The 20,828-nt window shown below is 69.3% G+C and carries 18 protein-coding genes; 9 read left to right on the top strand and 9 right to left on the bottom strand.

Features of this window, described 5'->3' with window-relative positions:
- Positions 1–2 precede the first annotated feature (2 nt).
- Positions 3–251, bottom strand: a complete 249-nt coding sequence (locus ACWGE0_RS04150) for a PLD nuclease N-terminal domain-containing protein (protein ID WP_452259434.1) — start codon at positions 249–251, stop codon at positions 3–5.
- A gap of 85 nt (positions 252–336) precedes the next feature.
- The gene (locus ACWGE0_RS04155; protein WP_452259435.1) at positions 337–1,440 is read right to left on the bottom strand and encodes a substrate-binding domain-containing protein; all 1,104 of its coding nucleotides are present in this window, start codon (positions 1,438–1,440) and stop codon (positions 337–339) included.
- A gap of 102 nt (positions 1,441–1,542) precedes the next feature.
- Here ACWGE0_RS04155 and ACWGE0_RS04160 point away from each other — a divergent pair, with 102 nt between their 5' ends.
- From ACWGE0_RS04160 to ACWGE0_RS04185, 6 genes are all read left to right on the top strand, one after another.
- Positions 1,543–2,868: an extracellular solute-binding protein gene (locus ACWGE0_RS04160; protein ID WP_452259436.1), complete on the top strand. Its 1,326-nt coding sequence runs from the start codon at positions 1,543–1,545 to the stop codon at positions 2,866–2,868.
- Positions 2,865–3,800: a carbohydrate ABC transporter permease gene (locus tag ACWGE0_RS04165; protein ID WP_452259437.1), complete on the top strand. Its 936-nt coding sequence runs from the start codon at positions 2,865–2,867 to the stop codon at positions 3,798–3,800. The genes ACWGE0_RS04160 and ACWGE0_RS04165 overlap by 4 nt, the downstream gene beginning before the upstream one ends.
- Positions 3,801–3,847: 47 nt before the next feature.
- A complete protein-coding gene (locus ACWGE0_RS04170; protein WP_452259852.1) occupies positions 3,848–4,657 on the top strand; it encodes a carbohydrate ABC transporter permease in 810 nt (269 codons plus the stop codon).
- Positions 4,654–5,670 carry a hydroxyacid dehydrogenase gene (locus tag ACWGE0_RS04175; protein WP_452259438.1) on the top strand — a complete coding sequence of 339 codons (1,017 nt, stop codon included), beginning with the start codon at positions 4,654–4,656 and terminating at the stop codon, positions 5,668–5,670. Before ACWGE0_RS04170 ends, ACWGE0_RS04175 begins: the two co-directional genes overlap by 4 nt.
- 106 nt (positions 5,671–5,776) lie before the next feature.
- Entirely contained in the window at positions 5,777–7,687 is a 1,911-nt protein-coding gene (locus tag ACWGE0_RS04180) for a DUF2264 domain-containing protein (RefSeq protein WP_452259439.1), read from the top strand.
- Between the two features lie 8 nt (positions 7,688–7,695).
- Positions 7,696–9,153, top strand: coding sequence for a glycoside hydrolase (locus tag ACWGE0_RS04185; RefSeq protein WP_452259440.1), 1,458 nt, complete (start codon positions 7,696–7,698; stop codon positions 9,151–9,153).
- Positions 9,154–9,169: 16 nt separating this feature from the next.
- Here ACWGE0_RS04185 and ACWGE0_RS04190 read toward each other — a convergent pair whose 3' ends face one another.
- Both ACWGE0_RS04190 and ACWGE0_RS04195 read right to left on the bottom strand, forming a co-directional pair.
- Complete coding sequence (locus ACWGE0_RS04190; RefSeq protein WP_452259441.1) at positions 9,170–10,057, bottom strand: extracellular catalytic domain type 1 short-chain-length polyhydroxyalkanoate depolymerase; 888 nt, start codon at positions 10,055–10,057, stop codon at positions 9,170–9,172.
- A gap of 7 nt (positions 10,058–10,064) precedes the next feature.
- Entirely contained in the window at positions 10,065–13,058 is a 2,994-nt protein-coding gene (locus ACWGE0_RS04195) for a glycoside hydrolase family 2 TIM barrel-domain containing protein (RefSeq protein WP_452259442.1), read from the bottom strand.
- Between the two features lie 164 nt (positions 13,059–13,222).
- Between ACWGE0_RS04195 and ACWGE0_RS04200 the strand changes: the two genes are divergently transcribed.
- The gene (locus ACWGE0_RS04200; protein WP_452259443.1) at positions 13,223–13,417 is read left to right on the top strand and encodes a hypothetical protein; all 195 of its coding nucleotides are present in this window, start codon (positions 13,223–13,225) and stop codon (positions 13,415–13,417) included.
- Positions 13,418–13,440: 23 nt separating this feature from the next.
- Complete coding sequence (locus ACWGE0_RS04205; protein ID WP_452259444.1) at positions 13,441–14,244, top strand: rhamnogalacturonan acetylesterase; 804 nt, start codon at positions 13,441–13,443, stop codon at positions 14,242–14,244.
- Between the two features lie 10 nt (positions 14,245–14,254).
- On the opposite strand, the gene ACWGE0_RS04210 is transcribed toward ACWGE0_RS04205, so the two are convergent.
- From ACWGE0_RS04210 to ACWGE0_RS04220, 3 genes are all read right to left on the bottom strand, one after another.
- Positions 14,255–14,968, bottom strand: coding sequence for an aspartate/glutamate racemase family protein (locus tag ACWGE0_RS04210; protein WP_452259445.1), 714 nt, complete (start codon positions 14,966–14,968; stop codon positions 14,255–14,257).
- 11 nt (positions 14,969–14,979) lie between these two features.
- Entirely contained in the window at positions 14,980–16,425 is a 1,446-nt protein-coding gene (locus ACWGE0_RS04215) for an NCS1 family nucleobase:cation symporter-1 (RefSeq protein ID WP_452259446.1), read from the bottom strand.
- 107 nt (positions 16,426–16,532) lie between these two features.
- Positions 16,533–17,246, bottom strand: a complete 714-nt coding sequence (locus tag ACWGE0_RS04220; protein ID WP_452259447.1) for a GntR family transcriptional regulator — start codon at positions 17,244–17,246, stop codon at positions 16,533–16,535.
- Positions 17,247–17,559: 313 nt separating this feature from the next.
- Here ACWGE0_RS04220 and ACWGE0_RS04225 point away from each other — a divergent pair, with 313 nt between their 5' ends.
- The gene (locus ACWGE0_RS04225) at positions 17,560–18,321 is read left to right on the top strand and encodes a hypothetical protein (RefSeq protein WP_452259448.1); all 762 of its coding nucleotides are present in this window, start codon (positions 17,560–17,562) and stop codon (positions 18,319–18,321) included.
- 4 nt (positions 18,322–18,325) lie between these two features.
- Here the strand turns inward: ACWGE0_RS04225 and ACWGE0_RS04230 are convergent, their stop codons facing one another.
- Together ACWGE0_RS04230 and ACWGE0_RS04235 are read right to left on the bottom strand one after the other, a co-directional pair.
- On the bottom strand, positions 18,326–19,633 hold the full coding sequence (locus ACWGE0_RS04230; protein ID WP_452259449.1) for a glycoside hydrolase family 6 protein: 1,308 nt from the start codon (positions 19,631–19,633) through the stop codon (positions 18,326–18,328).
- A gap of 313 nt (positions 19,634–19,946) precedes the next feature.
- Positions 19,947–20,804, bottom strand: a complete 858-nt coding sequence (locus tag ACWGE0_RS04235; protein ID WP_452259450.1) for an expansin EXLX1 family cellulose-binding protein — start codon at positions 20,802–20,804, stop codon at positions 19,947–19,949.
- Between the last annotated feature and the right edge of the window lie 24 nt (positions 20,805–20,828).

Consider the following 20,828-nt stretch of genomic DNA (forward strand, 5'->3'; position numbering starts at 1 on the left):
CTTCAGGAGACCCCGGCCGTGCGGCGCCCGGCGACGAACCACAGCACGCTGCCCAGGAACGGCAACGCGAACACGACGAGCAGCCAGAGGATCTTGGCGCCACACCCGATCGGGGCGCCCAGCACGCTGATCAGCGCGGCGATCCAGAACACCAGGAGGGCGACGGCACCGAGCAGGGCGAGCACGAGGCCGCCGCCCTCCAGCAACCTGATGTTCTGATCGGACAGTGCCTGCACCAGCTGATGTGACATGACAACGACATTAGGTCCGTTCGGCCGCACCGGGCATCGGCCCGCAGGACGATCGTCCGTCCTACCTGGAGTGGACGAACGACCGTCACACGGCGCTGTGCGCGGTTCCGCACGACTCCCGCACCGTCAGCGTCGGCCACAGCACGACCCGGTGCACCGGCCGGTCCAGCGGGTCGGCCAGCCTGGCGAGCGCGAGCTGGGCGGCGAGCGCGCCGAGCCGATGTTTCTGCGGTCGCACGGCCGTCAGCGGCGGATCGGACGCCGCCGCCACCTCGTCGTCGTACGACACGACGGCGAGATCGTCAGGCACCTGGATGCCGCGGTCACGGGCGCGCTCGAGCAGGCCGATCGCCTCGCGGTCGGCGTGCACGAGCACGGCGTGCACGTCCGCGGTCAGGCATTCGTCGATCACCTCGTCGACCGCGCGTGTCCACTGTGGAGAGCCGTAGGGCGGCACGTCGAGCACGGGGACGCCGTGGAACGGCAGCTCCAGCGACGACACGGCCGTCGTCCACCCGGTGCGGATGGCGTCGCTGTGCGGGCTCTGCCGGGAGGTGACGAGGCCGATGCGGCTGTGGCCGAGCGTGGCCAGGTGCCGCACGGCGAGTCCGGCACCGATCGCGTGGTCGGTCACCGCAGCGTCCAGTGCGATCGTGGGCAGCTCCGGCGGCGGAAGCCGTTCGACCAGCACGACCGGCACGGTCTGCGCGCCGAGCCAGCGCAGCAGTTCCACGCCGGCGCGGCCGCTCGTGCTCGGTGCGACCAGCAGGGTCTGCACGCCGCGGTCGAGCAGTTCGTGCACCCGGCGACGGTCCTCGGCGGCGTCGTAGCTGGACGCGCGCAGGACCAGCCGCCCGCCCGCCGCGGCGACGGCGGTCTGCGCGCCCTGGATCACCGCCGGCCAGTAGTACTCCACCGAAGGCGCGACCATGCCCACCAACGGGTGCGCCGGCGCCGGGCCCACCACCGACTGCGGTCCGCGCGGGAAGGGCTCGGTGTGCTTCGGCATGGTGATCCCGCCGTGCACGCGTGCCACGAGGCCGCGGTCGGCGAGCGCGGTCACGTCCCGGCGCACCGTCACCGCCGACGCGCCGAGCAGGTCCGCCAGTTCCTGCAATCGGACCGTGCCGTGCGTCCGGACGGCTCTCAGGATCAGCTCATGCCGCTGAGCAGCCAACTTCTGGTTCATCTCTTCGCTTCTGATCGGTTCCGAGCGTTTCTGATCGTTTCGTTGACCACTGAGTGTGCCACGAGGTGAGGTGTGCCACGTCACTCAGCAGGAGGGTCAGCAATGGAGCTTTCCCCAGCGCTGCAGAGCCTCGGCGTCTCCCGCCGCGGGTTCCTGCGCGCCACCGCCGCCCTGGGCGCGGCGGGTCTCGCCGGCGGCTGCACCGCCACCGCCGCACCACCGGGCGCCACCCCGGTCACCATCTGGTCGTGGCTGACCGGCATGGACAAGTACGTCGCCGCGTTCAACGCCACGCAACGGGACGTGTTCGTCGAACTGAGGGTGATCGCGGCGGGTCTGTCCGGCGGCTACGCCCAGCAGACCAACGCCATCAGGGCCCACAACGCGCCGGACGTCCTGCACGTCGAGTACCAGGGTCTGCCGCAGATCCTGCTCACCGGAGGGTTGCGCGACCTCACCGCGGACATGGCCGACCTGGAGAGTCAGTACTCCCCGGCGGCGTGGCGCGGGGTGCGGCCCGACGGCAGGACGTGGGGCGTGCCGATGGACCTCGCGCCGATGGTCTTCTACTACCGCAAGGACTTGTTCGAGCAGCACGGCATCTCGTTGCCGCGCACGTGGGACGAGTTCCGCGCGGCGGCCGCGACCGTCAAGCAGATCGACGCGCAGGCACGCATCTGCTCGTTCCAGCTCAACGACGGCTCGTTCTTCGCGGGCATGTCCTGGCAGGCAGGCGATCCGTGGTGGACCGCGCAGGGCGACACCTGGGCGGTCGACATCGCCGGTGAGGGCACGCTGCGCACCGCGTCCTACTGGCAGTCGATGATCTCCGGCAATCAGGTCGCCGGGCTCGTCTACGGCTCGCAGGACTGGATCGCCGGTGTCCACGACGCCAAGCTGTGGGGCGTGCTCGGCGCGTCGTGGAGCGTCGGCACGCTCAACCGGTCCATCCCGAAGGACACCGGGCGCTGGGCCGTGGCGACCATGCCGACCTGGGACGGCAAGCCGGCCAACGGGATCCAGGGCGGCACGGCGTTCGGCGTCTCGGCGGAGAGCAAGGAGCCGGAGGCCGCCATGAAGTTCCTGCGCTGGCTCAGCACGAACCCCGAGGTGCCGAAGATCGGCAGTACGTTCAGCACGCCGTTCCCCGCGCACCTGCCCAACCGCGCCGTCGCGCGACAGGCGTACAAGGGTGGCTTCTTCCTCGGCGACCCGGTCTACGACGTGCTCGACGAGGCGGCGAAGCGAGTGCCGGAATGGACGTGGGGCCCGAACGCCCTGCGGTTGTTCTCGACCATCTCGGACTCCTTCGGGCAGGTCCGCAGCGGCGGCACGACGCTGCCTGACGCGATGCGGAAGGTCCAGCAGCACGCCGTGGCCGACATGCGCGCCAGGGGACTCTCGGTGCGGGAAGGGAAATCGGCATGAGCGTTCTCGCGCCCGAGCGCACATCCGTGCTGGAATCGCCGGGCGACCGCGTGCCGGTGACCGATCGCGCCCGCAAGAAGGACTTCGCGGGACTCGTGCTGGCGGTGCCGTTCGCGGTCCTGCTCGTGACCACCGTGCTGGTGCCGGTGCTGTACGCGCTGTACCTCAGCCTGTTCACCGAACGCCTGCAGGGGCTGGGTTTCTCCGGTCCCGAGAGCGTGTTCGTCTGGCTGGGCAACTACCTGTCGGTGATCGTGGACTCCGCGTTCCACGCGAGCCTGGGCAACGTCGCGTTGTTCGCGTTGATCCACATCCCGAGCATGCTGATCGGCTCGCTCGTCCTGGCGCTGCTGCTGGACTCCGGCGTCGTGCGGCTGCGGCAGATGTGGTCGCTAGCGGTGTTCGTGCCGTACGCGGTGCCGGTGGTCATCGGCGGCCTGATCTGGGCCTACCTCTACAGCCCCACGATCGGTCCGATCAAGAACGTGCTGGGCGTCGACCCGTTGAGCGACAGCGCTTTGCTGCCGTCCATCGCCAACATCGCGACCTGGCAGTGGGTCGGTTACAACATGATCATCTTCTACACCGCCCTGCAGGCCGTCCCGAAGGAGATCGTGGAGGCGGCGCGGGCCGACGGCGCCGGCGGGTTCCGCACCGCGTGGTCGATCAAGATCCCGGTGATCCGGCCGACGATCTTCGTGGCGGCGGTGTTCACCGTCATCGGGTCGTTGCAGGTGTTCACCGAACCCATGGTGCTCAAGGGCTTCACCGGCTCCGTGACCAGCACCTGGTCACCCAGCATGTACATCTACGAGGCCGCGTTCGTGGCCGGTGACAACGGTCGCGCCGCGGCGGCGTCGGTGCTGCTCGCGGTGATCTGCGCGCTGCTGTCCGCCGTCGTCATGCGCTTCTCGACGAGGAGGTCGCGGTGAGCACGTCCCTGGTGGACCGCAGGTCGCGCTGGGTCTCCATCCCCGCGGTGCACCTGATCCTGGTCATCGCCGCGCTGTACAGCCTGCTGCCGCTGGTGTGGCTCGTCACCTCGGCGACCAAGTCGCTCGGCGACTTCTCCACCACCGGCGCGTTCTCGTTCGGCGAGTGGAACCTGTGGGCCAACGTGAAGGCGTTGTTCACGCAGGAGAACGGGATCTTCTGGCACTGGCTGCTCAACTCAGTGCTGTACGCGGGCGGCGGAGCCGTGCTCGGAGCGCTGATCTGCGCGGCCTGCGGGTACGCCATCGCCAAGACGAGCTTCCCCGGCAGGCGGCTGCTGTTCGCGCTGACGCTGACCGGTGTGCTCGTGCCCACGACCGTGCTGGCGCTGCCGATGTACCTGCTCGCCTCGGAACTGCGGATCGTGGACACGTTCTGGGCGGTCTTCATCCCGTTGCTCACCAACCCGTTCGGCGTCTACCTCGCCAGGGTGTACGCCGACGCGTCGGTGCCGGACGAGGTGCTCGAGGCCGCGCGGGTCGACGGGGCCGGCCAGCTGCGCACGTTCTTCACCGTGGCGCTGCCGATGATGCGTCCCGGTGTGGTGACCGTGCTGCTGTTCCAGTTCATCGGGATCTGGAACAACTTCTTCCTGCCGCTGGTGCTGCTCACCGACCCGAAGCTCTTCCCGGTCAGCCTGGGGCTGTTCCAGTGGAGCACCCGGCAGACCCAGTTCCCGCAGTACACGCCGCTGGTGATCACCGGCTCGCTGCTCGCGGTGCTGCCGCTGGTGGTCGCGTTCCTGGTGCTCAACCGGCAGTGGCGCAAGGGTCTGGCCGCAGGGAGTGTCAAGTGACCGCACACCGGCCGGAGGTCCTGCTCGCCATGAGCCAGGACGTTGCCGACCTGCAGTTCGGCCCGCGCGAGCTGGAGCGGCTGAGCAGGCTGGCGAGGCTCGGCGATCCCTTGGTGACGCACGACTTCTCGTCGCCCGCGGTCCGCAGGCGGCTCGCGTCCGTGGAGGTGCTGATCACCTCGTGGGGCTGTCCGCCGATCGACGCCGGCGTGCTGGCGGCGGCGCCTGGGCTGCGCGCCGCACTGCACGCGGCGGGCAGCGTGCGGTCGCACGTCGGTGAAGCGGTGTTCGACCGTGACGTCCTCGTCACGACGGCCGCGCACGTCAACGCCGAACCGGTCGCGCAGTACACCGTGGCGGCGATCCTGTGGGCGTTCAAGAAGGTGCCGTTCCTGGCCGCCGACGCACGCCGGTTCCGCGAGGACTGGGCCTACCGCGAGCAGCGCGGCGAGCTGTCCGGACTGGGCCGCACGATCGTGCTGGTCGGGTTCTCGCGGGTCGGCAGGCGGGTGGTGGAGCTCCTGCGGAGGCTGCACGCGGGCCGGTTGCTCGTGGTCGACCCGGTCGTCGACCCGGTGCTGGTGCGGGAGGCCGGCGCCGAGGTCGTGACGCTCGCCGAAGCACTCCCCCAGGCCGACGTGCTGAGCCTGCACGCACCCGCGCTGCCGGAGACCCACCACCTGATCGGCGCGGCCGAACTGGCCGCGCTGCCCGAGCACGCCACGCTCGTCAACACCGCACGAGGGTCCCTTGTGGACACCGCGGCGCTGGAGGAGGCCTGTGCGCACGGACGTCTGCACGCCGTGCTGGACGTGACCGATCCCGAGCCGCTCCCCGCCTGGTCGCGGCTGTACGACCTGCCCAACGTCGTGCTCACCCCGCACGTCGCCGGGTCGCTGGGTTCGGAGACCAGGCTCATGGCCGCGGCCGCGCTCGACGAGCTGGAGCGTTACGTGTCCGGGCAGCCGCCGCTCGAACCGGTCACCCGGCACGGGCTGGCGGTGCAGGCATGAGCGCTCGAGCCCGGAACGCCTTGTTGGTAGTAGAAAAGTGCCTGTTGATGTCGAGTTGGTGGTACTTGCAGACGCCATCAGGGACAGGGCGGACGGCGGTGCAGGCATGATCACGCTGCCACCCGAGAACCGGTTCCTCTCCCCGCACACGGGCTGGACCCGCGCCCACTGGGAGGCGGTGGCCGACCAGATGCTGGCCGCCGTCGACAGCTACTGGTCCCCGCGGTGCGCGCGGATCGACCTGCCCGGCGAGCCGAGCAACTACGGTCCTGTCTCCGACGGGCTGGAAGGGTTCGCGCGCACGTTCCTGCTCGCCGGGTTCCGGGTCGCGGGCGGCGGTGATCCAGCCCTGCTGGAGCGGTACGCCTGGGGCCTGTCCGCCGGCACCGACCCGCACTCGCCGGAAGCCTGGCCACGACCGGACCAGCTGGGCCAGGCCAAGGTCGAGGCGGCGTCGATCGCACTGGTGCTCCAGCTGACCAGGCCGTGGCTGTGGGACCACCTCGACGACAGCGTGCGGGACCGCGTCGTGGCCTGGCTCGGCACCGTGGTCGGTCAGCCCTACCCGCCGATCAACTGGGTGTGGTTCCGCATCGTCGTGGAGTCGTTCCTGCGTGAGGTCGGCGGTCCCTGGTCCGCGGAGGACGTCGAGCACGACCTCGCTCTGCACGCGTCGTTCCGGCGCGAGGGCGGATGGCTCAGCGACGGCGAGGAACGCGCGTTCGACCACTACACCGGCTGGGCGCTGCACCTGTACCCGTTGCTCTGGACGCACCTGTTCGACGTCCCGGACTCCCTGTGCCCGCAGGAGGTGCGGCGAACCTGGTCGGACGACCTGGCCCGGTACCTGCGGGACGCGGTCGCGCTGCTCGGCGCCGACGGGTCGCCGTTGATGCAGGGCCGCAGCCTCACCTACCGGTTCGCCGCCGCGGCGCCGTTCTGGGTCGCCGCGATGACCGGCGTGCCGGGACCGGAGCCCGGCCTGCTGCGGCGCTCGGCGTCCGGGGTACTGCGGTACTTCGTCGACCACGGCGCGCTCGAACCGGACGGGCTGCTGCGCCTGGGCTGGCACGGTGGCTGGCCCGCGATCCGCCAGGCATACTCCGGGCCGGGATCCCCGTACTGGGCCGCCAAGGGGATGCTGGGACTGGCTCTGCCCGCCGATCATCCCGTGTGGACGGAGGCCGAGCGGCCGTTGCCGGTGGAGACTGCGGACTTCACCCGCGTCATCGCCGCACCCGGCTGGCTGGTGTCGGCTCGCCGTGCCGACGGCATCGTCACGACGGTCAACCACGGTACGGATCACGCGCTGCCCGGCGACCAGCGTTCGGACTCCCACTGGTACGCGAAGCTGGGCTACTCCACCGCGACGATGCCGTGCGCCACGGACAACTCGGTGGTGCTGATCGACCGCGACGGCGCCACCAGCCACCGCGCGGGCTTCCGGACGTTGTTCACCGAGGAACTGCCGGGCGGTGTCGTGGCCGGAGCATCGCAGGGGCCCGTACGCTGGGTCGGCACCGCCGCGGACGACTCACCCGACCACGGTTCCGGCCGCGCCGGCGAGATCGTCGAGGGACCGCCGGTGTTGGTGGTCTCGGTCGTGCGCAGCGGGCTGGAGATCCGGATCGTGCGGGTGGACGGGGAGACGGACGCCCGGCTGCGGCTGTCCGGGTGGCCCGTCGCCGCCGGCACCCGGCCGCGGGTGGAGACCGCGGCGAGGCCCGAGATCGCCGTCACCGGCGCGCGGCTGCGTTCTTCGTTGTGCGCCCTGCGCGGGTTCGACCAAGCAGGCGTGCACACCAGCACCGGTACGTCACCGCTGGGCAAGTACGTGACGGTCCCCTGGCTGGCCACGACCAGTCCCGTCGCACGTGGAGACGTGCTCGCCGGAGCCGTGCGCCTGGACCGCGACTGCGGCGCCGTCGCCAACCCGCTATTCGTCGCGCACGACAACGAGATCGTGCTGCGGTGGAGCGATGGACTCGATACGAGGATCACCCTGCCAAAGCCCTAGGAGAAACCATGGTCACCCGCAGGACAGTGTTGTCCGGCACGGCCGCCGCCATCGCGGCAACAGCACTGGGAGTGGACGCCAGTGCTGATCAGACGATCACCATCGACCCCGGCACGAACTACGGCACGTGGGAGGGCTGGGGCACATCACTCGCGTGGTGGGCCAACGTATTCGGCGACCGCGACGACTTCGCGGACCTGTGGTTCACCACGAAGTCCGTCACCTACAACGGGACGGTGCTCCCCGGACTGGGCATGAACATCGCCCGCTACAACCTCGGCGCGTGCAGCTGGAACTCCGTGGACGGCCAGACCATGGTCGCCTCACCGAACATCCCGCGTTTCAAGCAGATCGAGACGTTCTGGCAGGACTGGCGCAACACCGATCCCGGCTCGTGGCAGTGGGGTGCGGACGCGAAACAACGCGCGGCACTGGTCAAATCCGTGGCCCGCGGCGCGGTCACGGAGCTCTTCGCCAACTCGCCAGCGTGGTGGATGTGCCTCAACCACAACCCGTCCGGCGCGGCCAACGCGAACAGCAACAACCTGCAGTCGTGGAACTACCGCACCCACGCCTCGTACCTGGCCGAGGTCACGCGGCAGTTCCGTGACCGCTGGGGTGTCGCCTTCCGCACGGTGGACCCGTTCAACGAGCCCGCGTCGGACTACTGGTCCGCCACCGGGAAGCAGGAAGGCTGCCACTTCGATCCGTCCCTGCAACGGACCGTGCTGCAGTACCTGCGCGAGGAGCTGAACAACCGCGGTCTGTCCGGCACTCGCATCTCCGCGTCCGACGAGACCAGCTACGACGCCGCGCGCAGCACGTGGAACTCCTTCGACGCCACCACGAAGTCCGTCGTCAACCAGATCAACGTGCACGGCTACCAGGGTTCCGGCGGACGCCGCGACCTGCTGTACACCGACGCGAAGGCCGCGGGCAAACTGCTCTGGAACTCCGAGTACGGCGACAAGGACGGCACCGGACTCTCGATGGCGAGCAACCTGTGCCTGGACTGGCGCTGGCTGCACCCGACGGCGTACTGCTACTGGCAGGTGATGGACCCGACCCCGGCGTGGGCGTTGATCGCCTACGACCAGAACACGCTGCAGGCGGGCGCCGTCCAGAACAAGCTCTACGTGCTCGCGCAGTTCACCCGGCACATCCGGCCCGGTATGCGGATCATCTCCGCGTCCACCGGAAACGCTGCCGTGGCCTACGATCCCGCCGCCCGGCGGCTCGTGCTCGTGGCCGTCAACACCGCCACCTCGGCGCAGACGATCACCTTCGACCTGGCCAGGTTCGGCGTGCTGCCCTCCGGGTTGATCACCAGGTGGTCCACCTCGACGACCACCGGCGGCGACCGGTACGCCCAGCGCACCGACGTCCGCCTGAACGGCAAGCTCCTCCAGGTTCCGTTCGCGGCCGGCCAGGTGCAGACGTTCCAGCTCGACGGGGTGTCCGTCTGACCGGCCGCGACGCGTCCTATCGGCGGTCCAGGCCGAAGAACTGGATGGCGCGCAACGCCATCCCGGACGCCATCAGGTTGTGCCCGACGTTCTGCAGCGAGATCGACTCGACCTTGTCGCCGTACCGGCGGCGGGTCCAGTTCGCCTGCGGGTAGTCGGTGGACGTCGGCGTGGTCGACAACCGGTGGACGTTGGTCCACTGGTCCACTTCCTCGCCGAAGTTCGGGTAGCGCAGCACGTCGTCAGCGGTGCCGTGCCAGAGCTGCATGCGCGGCCGTTTGCCGTTGTAACCGGGGAACGCCGACCGCGCGATGTCGCCCCACTGCTGCGGCGACTTGAGCACCCGGCCGTTGGCGCATTCGGTGTTCCAGGTGGAGCCGTTGTTCGTCGCGAAGCAGCCGTCCGGCACGCCGGCGAACGCGGCTCCTGCCTGGAAGACGTCCGGGTAGTTCGCGACCATGACGTTGGTCGACATGGCACCGGACGAGACACCCGTGACGAACACTCGGGCCGGGTCTCCCCCGTACGTCCGCAACGCCCACCGGACCATCGAGATCATCCCGACCGGGTCGCTGCCACCGTCGCGGCGAAGCGCTTGCGGCGAGGAGACGTCGAAGCACTTGTCGGCACGGGTGACCGACGGATAGACGATCACGAACCCGTACTGGTCGGCCAGCCGCCCGAACTCCGCGCCGTTGTGGAAGTCCGGGCCAGAGCCGGTGCAGTAGTGCACCGCCAGCAGGATGCCGGGACGGGCCGCGACACGGTCCGGTTTGTAGACGTGCAGGCGGAGGTTGCTGGGGTTGGGGCCGAAGTTCGTGACCTCGACGAGCGAGGCCGCGGAGGCCTGTGGTGTGACCACCAGGCCTAGTAAGACAGCTACAGCCAGAGCTATGCGGAACATGACGCTCCTAACGTCCAACCGAGGCTTGCGAAATGCCGAGGAACCCGTGATTGGTCCCCGGTGCCGAGCTGGTGAGGTCCAGGCGGAGGCGGTCGGTGCGCACCGGGGCGAAGGTGATGCTCGCGGAGCCGCCCCAGTCGATCTTCGCGTCGCGCACCGGCACGAACTTCTCGCCGTTCCAGTACGACACCGCGATCGAGGTGGGCAGGGCGTGTGCCGCGTCGGTGAGGAAAGAGGCCTGCACCGAGCCGGCCGAACCTTCCGGAACCGGCAGCGACACCCAGTCCGTCGCGTGCGCCCGGCTCACCGCGGGCAGCAACCCCGTGGGGCGCTTGAGGTAGTAGTTCGACCAGTACGTCGACGTGTTTCCGTCGAGCATCGCGGCCGGGATCGTGCCGGGGGCGCCCGAGTAACTCGCGTCCGCCGTCGGTGCGGGCAGCGGTGCGGGTATCGGGTCAGCGGTGACCTGGACGTTACCCGGCCGCCCACCGGTCGCCGCGACCAGCGTCGTCGCCGTTCGCAGCCCAGCGGCCCGTGCCGTCACCGAGACCACAGGCGACTGTCCTGATCGGACCATGGCCAGCGCTTTGCCGTTGAACGCGGTGCGCGAGCTCGCCTGGTAGTTCTCCGCGCTCTCCTGCCGGCCGTTGTCGAGACCGGCCAGGCTGCCACCGCGGATCTGGAACGAGATCAGGTCGTCCGCGTCCGGCACGACCACGCCCGCGCGGTCGACGACCTCGGCGGTGACGAAGGTGAGCGATTTGCCGTCCGCCTTCGTCACCCTGCGGTCCGGTGTCAGCCGGAGCGCGTGCGGCTCACCCGCGGTGCGGACCTCGTCCCGCGCGACCTCGACACCGCCCTTCCTGGCCACCGCGACGAGCCGGCCCGGCTGGAACGGCACCGACCAGGTCAGGTGCAGCTTGCCCGCGCTGCCGTTCGGGCTGGTGTAGCTGCCGGGATAGGGGCCGGTGGTCACGGTCTTGTCGTCACCGGTCGCCTCGGTGGTCTCCAGGTACCTCGCACCGGAGACGGTGGTCTTCGTGTCGAACTTCCGCTGCCCCAACGACTTGCCGTTGAGGTACAGCTCGACGGTGTCCGCGTTGCTGTACGCCCACACCGAGACCGGCTCGCCGGGCTTGTGGTTCGTCCAGTTCATCGGCAGCAGGTGCACCATCGGTTCGTTGCTCCACTGGCTGCGAAACAGGTGGTAGAAGTCCTTCGGGAACCCGGCCGTGTCGACCGCGCCGAAGAACGACGACTTCACGGGGAACACGTTGTACGGCGTGGGTTCACCGATGTAGTCGATGCCGGTCCACAGGAACTGCCCGGCGAACCACTTGCGGTCGCGGTCCTTCTTCAGCCCGTACTCACCGCTGTAGGTCCACGTCTCCAGGTTGTTGTCGTAGGAGGACGTGTTGCGCTTGCCGGGCGTGTAGTTCTCGCCGGTGTTGAGCTGCTCCGGGTCCTGGTAGTAGCCACGGGTCGAGGTGGAGGACGACGACTCGGCCTCGAAGAAGAACTTGGTGGGGTAACGGGCGTGCAGCTGGTCGATCGAGGACGCGTCGTTGTAGTTCAGGCCCAGCCCGTCGAGCATCTGCAGGATCTGGTCCTGCGGTGAGCCGATCGCGGGCACCCGGCGGTACCGGTCGCTGCCCATCACGATCGGCCGGGTGGTGTCGATGGCGCGGACGTCGTCGATGAGCCGGCGCGCGATGGGCGGGCCCGCGGCGGAGCTCGAGTCCGGGATCTCGTTGCCTATGGACCACATCACCACGGACGGCGAGTTCTTGGAGGCGTGCACCATCTCGCGGAGGTCGGCGCTGCTGTTGGCGTCGAAGAACCGGCCGTAGTCGTTCTTCACCTTGGGCGTCCGCCAGGTGTCGAACGCCTCGACCTGCAGCAGGATCCCCAGTTCCTCGCACGCCCTGATGAACTGCGGTGAGGGCGGGTTGTGCGAGGTGCGCACGGCGTTCACGCCCATGCTCTTCATGATCCGCAACTGGCGGACGATCGCGTCGGACGAGACCGCCGAGCCGAGCGCGCCCAGGTCGTGGTGGAGGTTGACGCCCTTGAGCTTCATCTCCGCGCCGTTGAGGGAGAACCCGTTGTCCGGGTCGAACGCGAAGTACCGGATGCCGCTACGAGTTCTCACGGTGTCCACGGTCCTGCCGCCGACCCGGATCTCGGTGTCCACTGTGTACAGGTTCGGCTGGTCCACCGACCACAGCGCCGGCTTGGCGATCCTGATGTCCGTGGTCGTGGTGCTCGGTTCCGCCGCGAGCGGAGCGCGTGTCGTACCTCTGCCCACGACCCGTCCACGCGGATCCCTGACCGTCGAGACGATCTCGGCTCGAGTGCCGCTCTCGCCGACGGCGGTCGTCGCCACGCGCATCGTCGCGAAACCGGACTTGATCGTGGTCGCCAGATCCGGCGTCGACACCTGCACGCCGTGCCGCGTGACGTGCGCGGGCTCGGTCACGACCAGCCGGACGTCGCGGTAGATGCCGCTGCCGGAGTACCACCGGCTGCTGGGCACCTGGTTGCGCACCTTGACCGCGAGGACGTTCGGCGTGCCGTCGGTGCGTGCGTCGAGGTCGTAGGCGAATCCGGTGTAGCCATAGGGATGGCGGCCCAGCAATACGCCGTTGAGATACACCTCGGAGTCCATGTAGACGCCGTCGAACTCGATCGACACTTTCTTGCTCGCCAATCGAGACGGCAAGCTGAATTCCTTTCGATACCAGCCGAGACCACCCGGCAGAAAGCCGGTTCCAGCGCCCGTGTGCGGACCTTCCACCGGGTCGAGCCCGATGCTCCAGTCGTGCGGCAGCCGCGTCTCCCGCCACGCCGGATCGTGCTCACCGGGCTGCGGCGCGTCCTCGCCAGTGGTGTTGACCAGCGCGAACTGCCATCCGCCGGTGAAGTCGACAGACCTGCCGACAGACAGCACCTGCTCAGCCCGTGCCGTGGCCTCGACCGTGCACAGCCCGGCAGCGACCACGGAGCCGAGAATGAGCACCCAGAATTTGTTCGACCATCGATTCGAACGTCGAATCAACAGATCTCACCGCCCTGTCACGATTTTCGCGCCCCGGAACGCCATACTCACCCGGTCAAGGAAAGCGCTTACCCATCCCCTGCGCAAGAGGTGAGGGAAGAGGACCGATGAATCCGGGAGTGGCGGGTACCGCCGCCTTGGCCGTCGCCGCGCTGGTGAGCACCGGTGCGGCGGCCCCCGCATCCGCCGGACCCGCGGCCACGCTCACGGTGGCGGCCGACGGCAGCGCCCAGTACCGCACCACCCTCACCTTCACCCCGCAGAAGTACCTCGCGGGCACCGACGGCTGGAACCCGCGGTGACCAGACCCCAAGGGAAACCACCCGTGCACCTGAAACACACAGCCGTCATCGGCGTTCTCCTGGCCACGATGGCGGTCACCGGTACGAGTGCCTCAGCGGCAACCCCCGTCCACGTCTTCGTCGCCGGAGACTCCACCGCGTCCACCTACTTGTCCGCACAGGCACCTCGCACCGGCTGGGGACAGGCGCTGCCGGTGTTCCTCACGTCCGGCGCCGTGGCGGTGAACGAGGCCCTGTCAGGAGCCAGCTCGAAGAGCTTCATCGACCTGGGCCGCCTCGATCGCATCCTGTCCCGGATCAAGCGCGGCGACTACCTGCTGATCTCGTTCGGGCACAACGACGAGAAGAAGGAAGACCCGGCCCGCTACACCGAGCCGTCGACGACCTACAAGTCCTATCTCTCCCAGTACATCGACAGGAGCCGGGCCAAGGGCGCGAAGCCGGTCCTGGTCACCTCAGTCGAACGACGCCGCTTCACCAGCACGGGCACCATCTCCCCGACCCACGGCGCGTACCCGGCCGCGATGCGCCAGCTCGCGGCGGCCAAGGACGTGCCGCTGGTGGACCTCACCGCGTCCAGCACGACGCTGTTCAACCGCGCCGGTGTCGAGGGCACGAAGAAGTATTTCATGCACCTGAAGGCCGGCCAGCATCCCAACTACCCCGATGGCGTCGAGGACAACACGCACTTCCAGGCGACCGGCGCGATCGAGGTCGCCCGGCTCGTCGCCACCGCGCTGCGCGATCAGGGCGTGCTGCCGTCCGGCTCGTTCCGCCGGCTCACCGGCCAGATTCCAGCCAACGCGATCGTGTGGCCCCGAAGCTGAAGATCCGCTGTCAGGAACCGAAACCACTCAACAACCCCGTGTACCGCTTCGGCGGCGGGACGGCGAACTCGTCCCGCTTGCCGGTGCGCAGCCCCATCTCCACCAGCGCCTGCACGGTGAGGACGGCGGACTGGACACCGTCGACCACGGGCACGCCGATCGCCGCCGCGATCAGCCCGGCCCAGTCCGTCATCCCCGCACAGCCGAGCACCACCGCGTCCGCGCCGTCCTCCTCGACGGCACGGGCACACGCGGCCGTGACCACGTCCAGCGCGCCGGGATCGCGGTCGAGCTCCAGCACCGGGATGTCGCAGGCGTGGACACCCCGGCACAGCCCGCGCATCCCGTAGCGCTCGGCCAGCTCCCACGCCCGGCCTCGGGTGCGGGACAGCGTCGTCACCACGGTGAAACCCCGTCCCAGGTAGGCGGCCGTCCGCATGGCGGCTTCCGCGACACCGACGACAGGGCCCTGAGCCAGCTCCCGCGCGGCGTCGAGTCCCGGGTCGCCGAAGCACGCCACGACGTAACCGTCCACACCGGACCGTTCACCCGAGGCGATCTCCGCCAGCAACCCCGGAACGCTGAGCGCCTCGTCGTAGTGGCTCTCGATCGACTCGGGCCCCATCGCCGGGCTGACCACCCGCACGGTCGTACCGGCAGCCGCGACGGCCTTGGCCGACCGTTCCACCAACGCGGTCATGTCCGGACTGGTGTTGGGGTTCACGACCTTGACGATCATCCGGCCCGCCGGGACGCGAGCGTGTACACCACCAGGCCCACGGCCATCCCGATGAACCAGCTGTACTGCGCGGCGGGTGCCAGCGCGGGCACCAGAACAGGGACCACCGCGAGGGTCGCGCCGACTGCCGTGGCCGCGATCGCCTTCGGGTTGTAGCCCTTGCGGTAGTGGTAGCGCCCGTCCGGCGACATGGTGAACAGGTCGTCCACCACCACCTTCTGCTTGCGCACCAGGTAGTAGTCCGCGATCAGCACGCCGAACAGCGGGCCGATGAACGCGCCGAGCACCTCCAGCGTGTAGTGGATGACCTCGGGGCTGTTGTAGAGGTTCCACGGCGTGATGAGCACGGACCCGACCGCGGCAATCATGCCGCCCGCACGCCAGCTGATCCGTTGCGGACTGACGTTCGAGAAGTCGAACGCGGGTGAGATGAAGTTCGCCACGATGTTGATCCCGATCGTCGCGACGCTGAACGTCAACGCACCCAGCACGATGGCGAACGTGCTGTCGACGCGCGCGACCGTCGCCACCGGGTCGGTGATGAGCTCGCCGAACACCGGCAGGGTCAGCGACGTCGTCACGACCACCAGCACCGAGAACACCAGGAAGTTCACCGGCAGGCCGAGCAGGTTGCCCCGCCTGACCGCGGCGAACGACCGGCCGTAGCGGGAGAAGTCGCCGAAGTTCAGCATCGGGCCGGAGAAGTACGACACCACGAGGGCGATCGCGCCGAGCATGACGGGAATCGAGGCCAGTCCGGTGTGGCGGACCTCGCCGAGGCTCAGGTCGATCGCGCCCCAGCCGGCCCGGTAGATCAGGTAGCCGGTGAGCAGGAACATCACCACGTACACGGCGGGACCGCAGAAGTCGATGAACCGCCGGATCGTCTCCATGCCGGTCCAGAACACCGCGGCCTGCACGACCCACAGCACGGCGAACGAGCCCCAGCCGAGCAACGGCAGCCCCAGGAACCCGTACTGCTGCACGTCCGCGTACGGCATCAGCGCCGGGAAGAGCTTGAGCAGCACCACGTTCAGCGCCGCGGACGCCAGGTAGGTCTGGATTCCGTACCAGGCCACCGCGATGAGCCCGCGGATGATCGCCGGCACGTTCGCTCCCAGCACGCCGAAGGACGCCCGGCAGATGACCGGGTACGGCACACCTGTCATCTGACTCGGTTTCGCGACCAGGTTGCAGAAGACGTTCACGATGCCGATACCGACGACCAGCGCCAGCAGGACCTGCCAGCTGGACAGACCGAGCATGAACAGGCTGCCCGCGGTGACGTACCCGCCGACACTGTGCACATCGGACATCCAGAAGGCGAAGATGTTGTAGGAGCCCCAGGTCTGCTTCTCGAGAGGCGCCAGATCCTCGTTGGTGAGGCGTGGGTCGTACTGTGGCGTGGTGCCGGTCGCCAGGCGGGGGACTGTCTCGGTCATCACCAACTCCTCGTACCCTCGGATGTGGTGCGAGCAGCCTGGCTGCGCCGTGTTACGCCGTCGTGACGCGAACCGTATATCTTTCCCGGCCCCGGCCGATCGAGGTCTCAGTCGGGATCGACGAACAGCCCGGTGTGGCGGGGCAGCGCGGCGAGTGAGGCCCGCAGCCGGCCGTGGTGCGCCCGCGCCGCGGTGACCAGCCTGTCCGCGTCCCGAGCGAGGAACGCCGTGAGCATCTCCTCGTGGTCGCGGTGCATCTCGGCCTTCGCGCCGTCGGACACGTGGGCCATGGGCCGCACCGGTTCCGTGGTGTTCCACGCCGACTCCAGCATCGCCAGCAGCCGGTGCATCCCGCACGGCCGGACCAGCGCCAGGTGGAACCGCCTGCTGTCGCGGTGGTAGCCGCGCACGTCGTGTGCCGCGATGGCCTGGCCGAGCGCCTCGTGCGTTTCGGTCGCTTCGAGGTCGTCCCGCTCGTCTGCCAGGGCGACCGCGGCGGTCAGCGCCGCCACCTCCAGCACCTCGCGCACCACGTACAACTCGTGCAGCTCGCGGGGCGTCAGCCGGGCGACCTGGTAGCCGAGGTTGGGCCGATGCTCGACCAGTCCCTCGCCGATCAGGGTCTTGAGCGCCTCGCGCACCGGGATGCGGCTCACCCCGAACACCTGCGCGACCTCGTCGAGCGGAATCGCGGTGCCCGGTGGCACGTCGCCGTCGAGCAGGCACCGGCGCAGCTCGTCGAGGATCGCGGCCTGTGAGCCGCCCGGCTGGTCGCTGACCAGCCGGGCGATCAACGCCGAACGTTTGCGCGGGCCCGCCACGCCGGGCAGCCTATCCCCCGTGGCTGGCTCCCCCGGCATCTGCAAGTACCACCAGTCCAACATCAACAGGCACTTTCCTGCTACCGACAGAGCCCTCCCCCACCCGTGGTTCGGCCGGGTCGGGTGCAGCCCAGCACGACTCGTACCAGACGTGCGGATGGTTCACCCCGCGCATCACGAACTGCTCCCCGTTCGCCTCGACGACTCATCGGAAATCCCTTTCGTCTGATCACGAAAGTCGTTGAACGACAACAGGATCCATCCGCCCCGGCGGGGGTTGCCCGGCGATCGGAGGATCTTCTAGGTTTCAGTCATGTCATTGCGGAAAGCGCTATCCGTCCTACTGGCACTTCACCTCACCGCTGCCGCCGCACCGGCCGCCGTCGCCCACCCTCCGTCCTCCTGCGCCCGCCCGAACATGCTGTTCTGCGAGGACTTCCAGTCCGTCCCGCCCGGCGGCGCCACCAGCCTCAAGTGGGGCGTCGACACCAGCCACGGCACGCTCACCGTGGAGAAAGCCCCGCGCGGCCAACGGGTTCTCCGCGCGCACACCGAGCGCAACGGCCGTGCGTTCCTCCGGGTCGAGGACTTCTCGGCGCCGGGCAACAGCTTCTACGGGCGGGTGCGGATCAAGGCCGACGCCTTCCCGCGCAAGCCCGACTGGGCCCACTACACCCTGATCGAGGCCACCGGCCAGGGTCCGGAGATCGTGCGCCCGCTGGGTGGTCAGTACGCGCCCACCGCGAACGGTGCGTTCTGGGGCGTCGGCGCCGACGGCGGGCCGACCGGCGACTGGACGAACTGGCGTGAGTCGGCACCGTCGCGCGAGGACGTGTGGCAGTGCGTCGAGTGGCGGATGGACGCCGCCGACAACCGGATCGAGCTCTGGTTCGACGGCGTCCCTCAGCCGGATCTGACCGTGTCGACGCGCAGCCACGGCGGGAACCAGGTGGACTTCGTGTTCCCGCGCTTCGACACCGTCAAGTTCGGATGGCAGCTCTACCAGCAGAACGAGGGCTCGTACGACCTCTGGATGGACGACATCGCACTGGCCACCAACCGAATCGGCTGCTGAGCCCTCAGCCGCAGACCACCCCGTTCAACGTCGGTGAGAGGAACGGCGGGGCGCCGCCGCCATAGGTGGCGTTGAAACCGATGGTGACGGTCCCGCCGGTGCCGACAGAGCCGTTCCAGGCCGCGTTGCTGACCTCCACGACGTCACCCTGGTCGGCCCAGGTGCCGTTCCAGCCCTGGCTCACGGTCACGCCGGGCGCGGAGAAGGTGAACTTCCAGCCGTTGATCGGCGCGGCCCGGTTCTCGATGACGATCTCGCCGCCGTAGCCGCCCGACCAGCTGCTGGTCACCTTCTGCGTGGCCTTGCAACCGCCCTGTGCCGGTGGCGTTGTCGTGGTGGTAGTGGTGGTTGTGGTCGACGGTGGCCTGCCGGCGTTGGCCAGTTCGTACGCGCGTTGCGGCACGAACTGGCCCGCCCCGGCGATGCAGCCGTCCGCCTCGCCGGGCAGCTTGACCCACAGGAACGCGGCGATCTGGCCGTCACCGGTCTGGTCGGTGCTGGGCGTGCCGATCGCCCTCCCCGCCGGGTCGCACCACTCGCTGCCGGCGGGACCGTTGCCGTTGCGGCTCGTGTCGATCACCGCACGCAGCCGGGAGTCGCCCACCGCGTTGAGCACTGACTTGGCGAACGCCACCTCGTCGGACGTCCAGCGGTAGTTGGACACGTTGGTGGAGATGCCGTCCGCGCTGTTCGAGATGTCCGCCGCACGCAACCGCGCGGCCGCCTCCGATGGCGCGAGCCACGCCGAGTGGCCGATGTCGATGTACACCTTGGCCTGACCCGACCCGGCCTTGAGCCGCTTGCCCGCGTACGCCATCGACGCCGTGGTCTCCGCCTGCTGACCGGCGTTCTGGCAGTTCGTCATCAACGGCAGCACGTCCGGTTCCAGCACGATCGCCGCCGGCCGTCCCGCCAGCCCCGCTGCCACCTGGTCGACCCACGCCCGGTACGCGCTGTGGGAGGGCGCGCCGCCGCCGCTCGCCCCGCCGCAGTCGCGATTCGGGATGTTGTAGACCACCATGATCGGGACCTTGCCCGCCGCGGCGGCGGCACCCACGAAGGCGTCCACCTCGCCTCGCACCGTGCTGGTGTTGGTGGTGGTGAACCACCTCGCCTGTGGCACGTTCGCGATGCGGTCGCGGATCACGGGGGCACGCGAGTCACCGGGATTGGCCGCGACCCACTTGGCCGCGCTGGTGCCGGGGTCGACGTAGAACGGTGACGCGGCCGCCTGTGCGTTGCCCAGCACGACGGCGGCGGCGACCCCGAGCACGGCCGTCGTGACGCCGGCGGCAACTCCTTTGTTGCGCATCCTGCCTCCTCATTCTGGGAGCGCTCCCAGACTGGCGCCGAACTCTATGCGGAGGACTCTGCAAGAAGAAGAACTGTCGAACGCGTTCGACAGGCAGGCTCACGCCCGCCGGGAACGCTCGGTGAGCGCCGGAGTCGAGCGCCGGCCACACACTCCCGCCGAGCGCCGACCTCAACGAGGAGATGAACACTCACGGTGGCGCATTCCTCAGACCCCTACGCCGTTCCGGCGACCGGTCACCCGAACGTTCACCCGTCGAACAGGCTTCGCAGGCAGGGACGGGCGTGGAGCCTTCCCGCCGTGCGACTGCCCGTCAGCGCGCGGCGAACTGCAGGCTCGTCGGCTGGACCACCTCTGGTTTGACGGGCAGGGCGTTCACGACGAGGCGCTCGCCGTAGATGTCCGTGATCGCGATGGCCCCGCCACAGCCGGCGCCGTTCTCGGAGAGGAAGTAGTTGTAGTCCATGCGCCGCAACTCCTTCCACTGCCCACCCGCCTGGACCTCCAGCCGTGCCACCGGGTTGCGGTGGTCGATCGCCTGGATCCCGCACCACCACTGGGACGAGCCGGTCTTGTAGCGGACGGAGATCTTCTTCTCCAGCGCCGGGCTCACGAGGGTCCACGTCACCGGGATCTCCCCCTGCTTCGGGTCCGCCAGCCGCGCGAACGCCTCCCTGCTGAGGTCCAGCTGGCCGACCCGGCACGGCGCCGGGCAGAGGTTCGTGACCCGCACCGTGATGCTCTTGCCGTTGGCGGCCCGCACCGAAATGTAGGCGCCACACGCCTTGGAGTCCTCGAAGTCGGACCAGTTCATCGCGACCGTCAACGGGTCGGGGCCGGGATCGTACGAGCACGCGCCGCCGCCGTCGGAGGCGTAGAAGGTCGCCGGGCCGTTCCTGGTGACACCGGGCTTGATCTTCCCGGCCACCGGCGCGTCGGCCGCGGCCGCGACAGGTGGCGGCGGCGCGGGTGACGACGAGGTGGCGGCAGGGCTCGTGCTGGTGCTCACCGTCGTCTCGGGCGCCGGCAGTGCCGGTTCCGCCGGGCCGACCACGCCGGCCTGGTCGACCGCGACGGCGCGTCCGGTCACCACCGCGCCGTCCGACATCACCACACCCGCGACCGCGAGCACCCCGACGGCCGACACCGCCACAAGCCACTGTCCGCGCACGACACTCCGTTCACCCAAAATCGG

This window comes from Lentzea sp. NPDC054927, assembly GCF_053610285.1.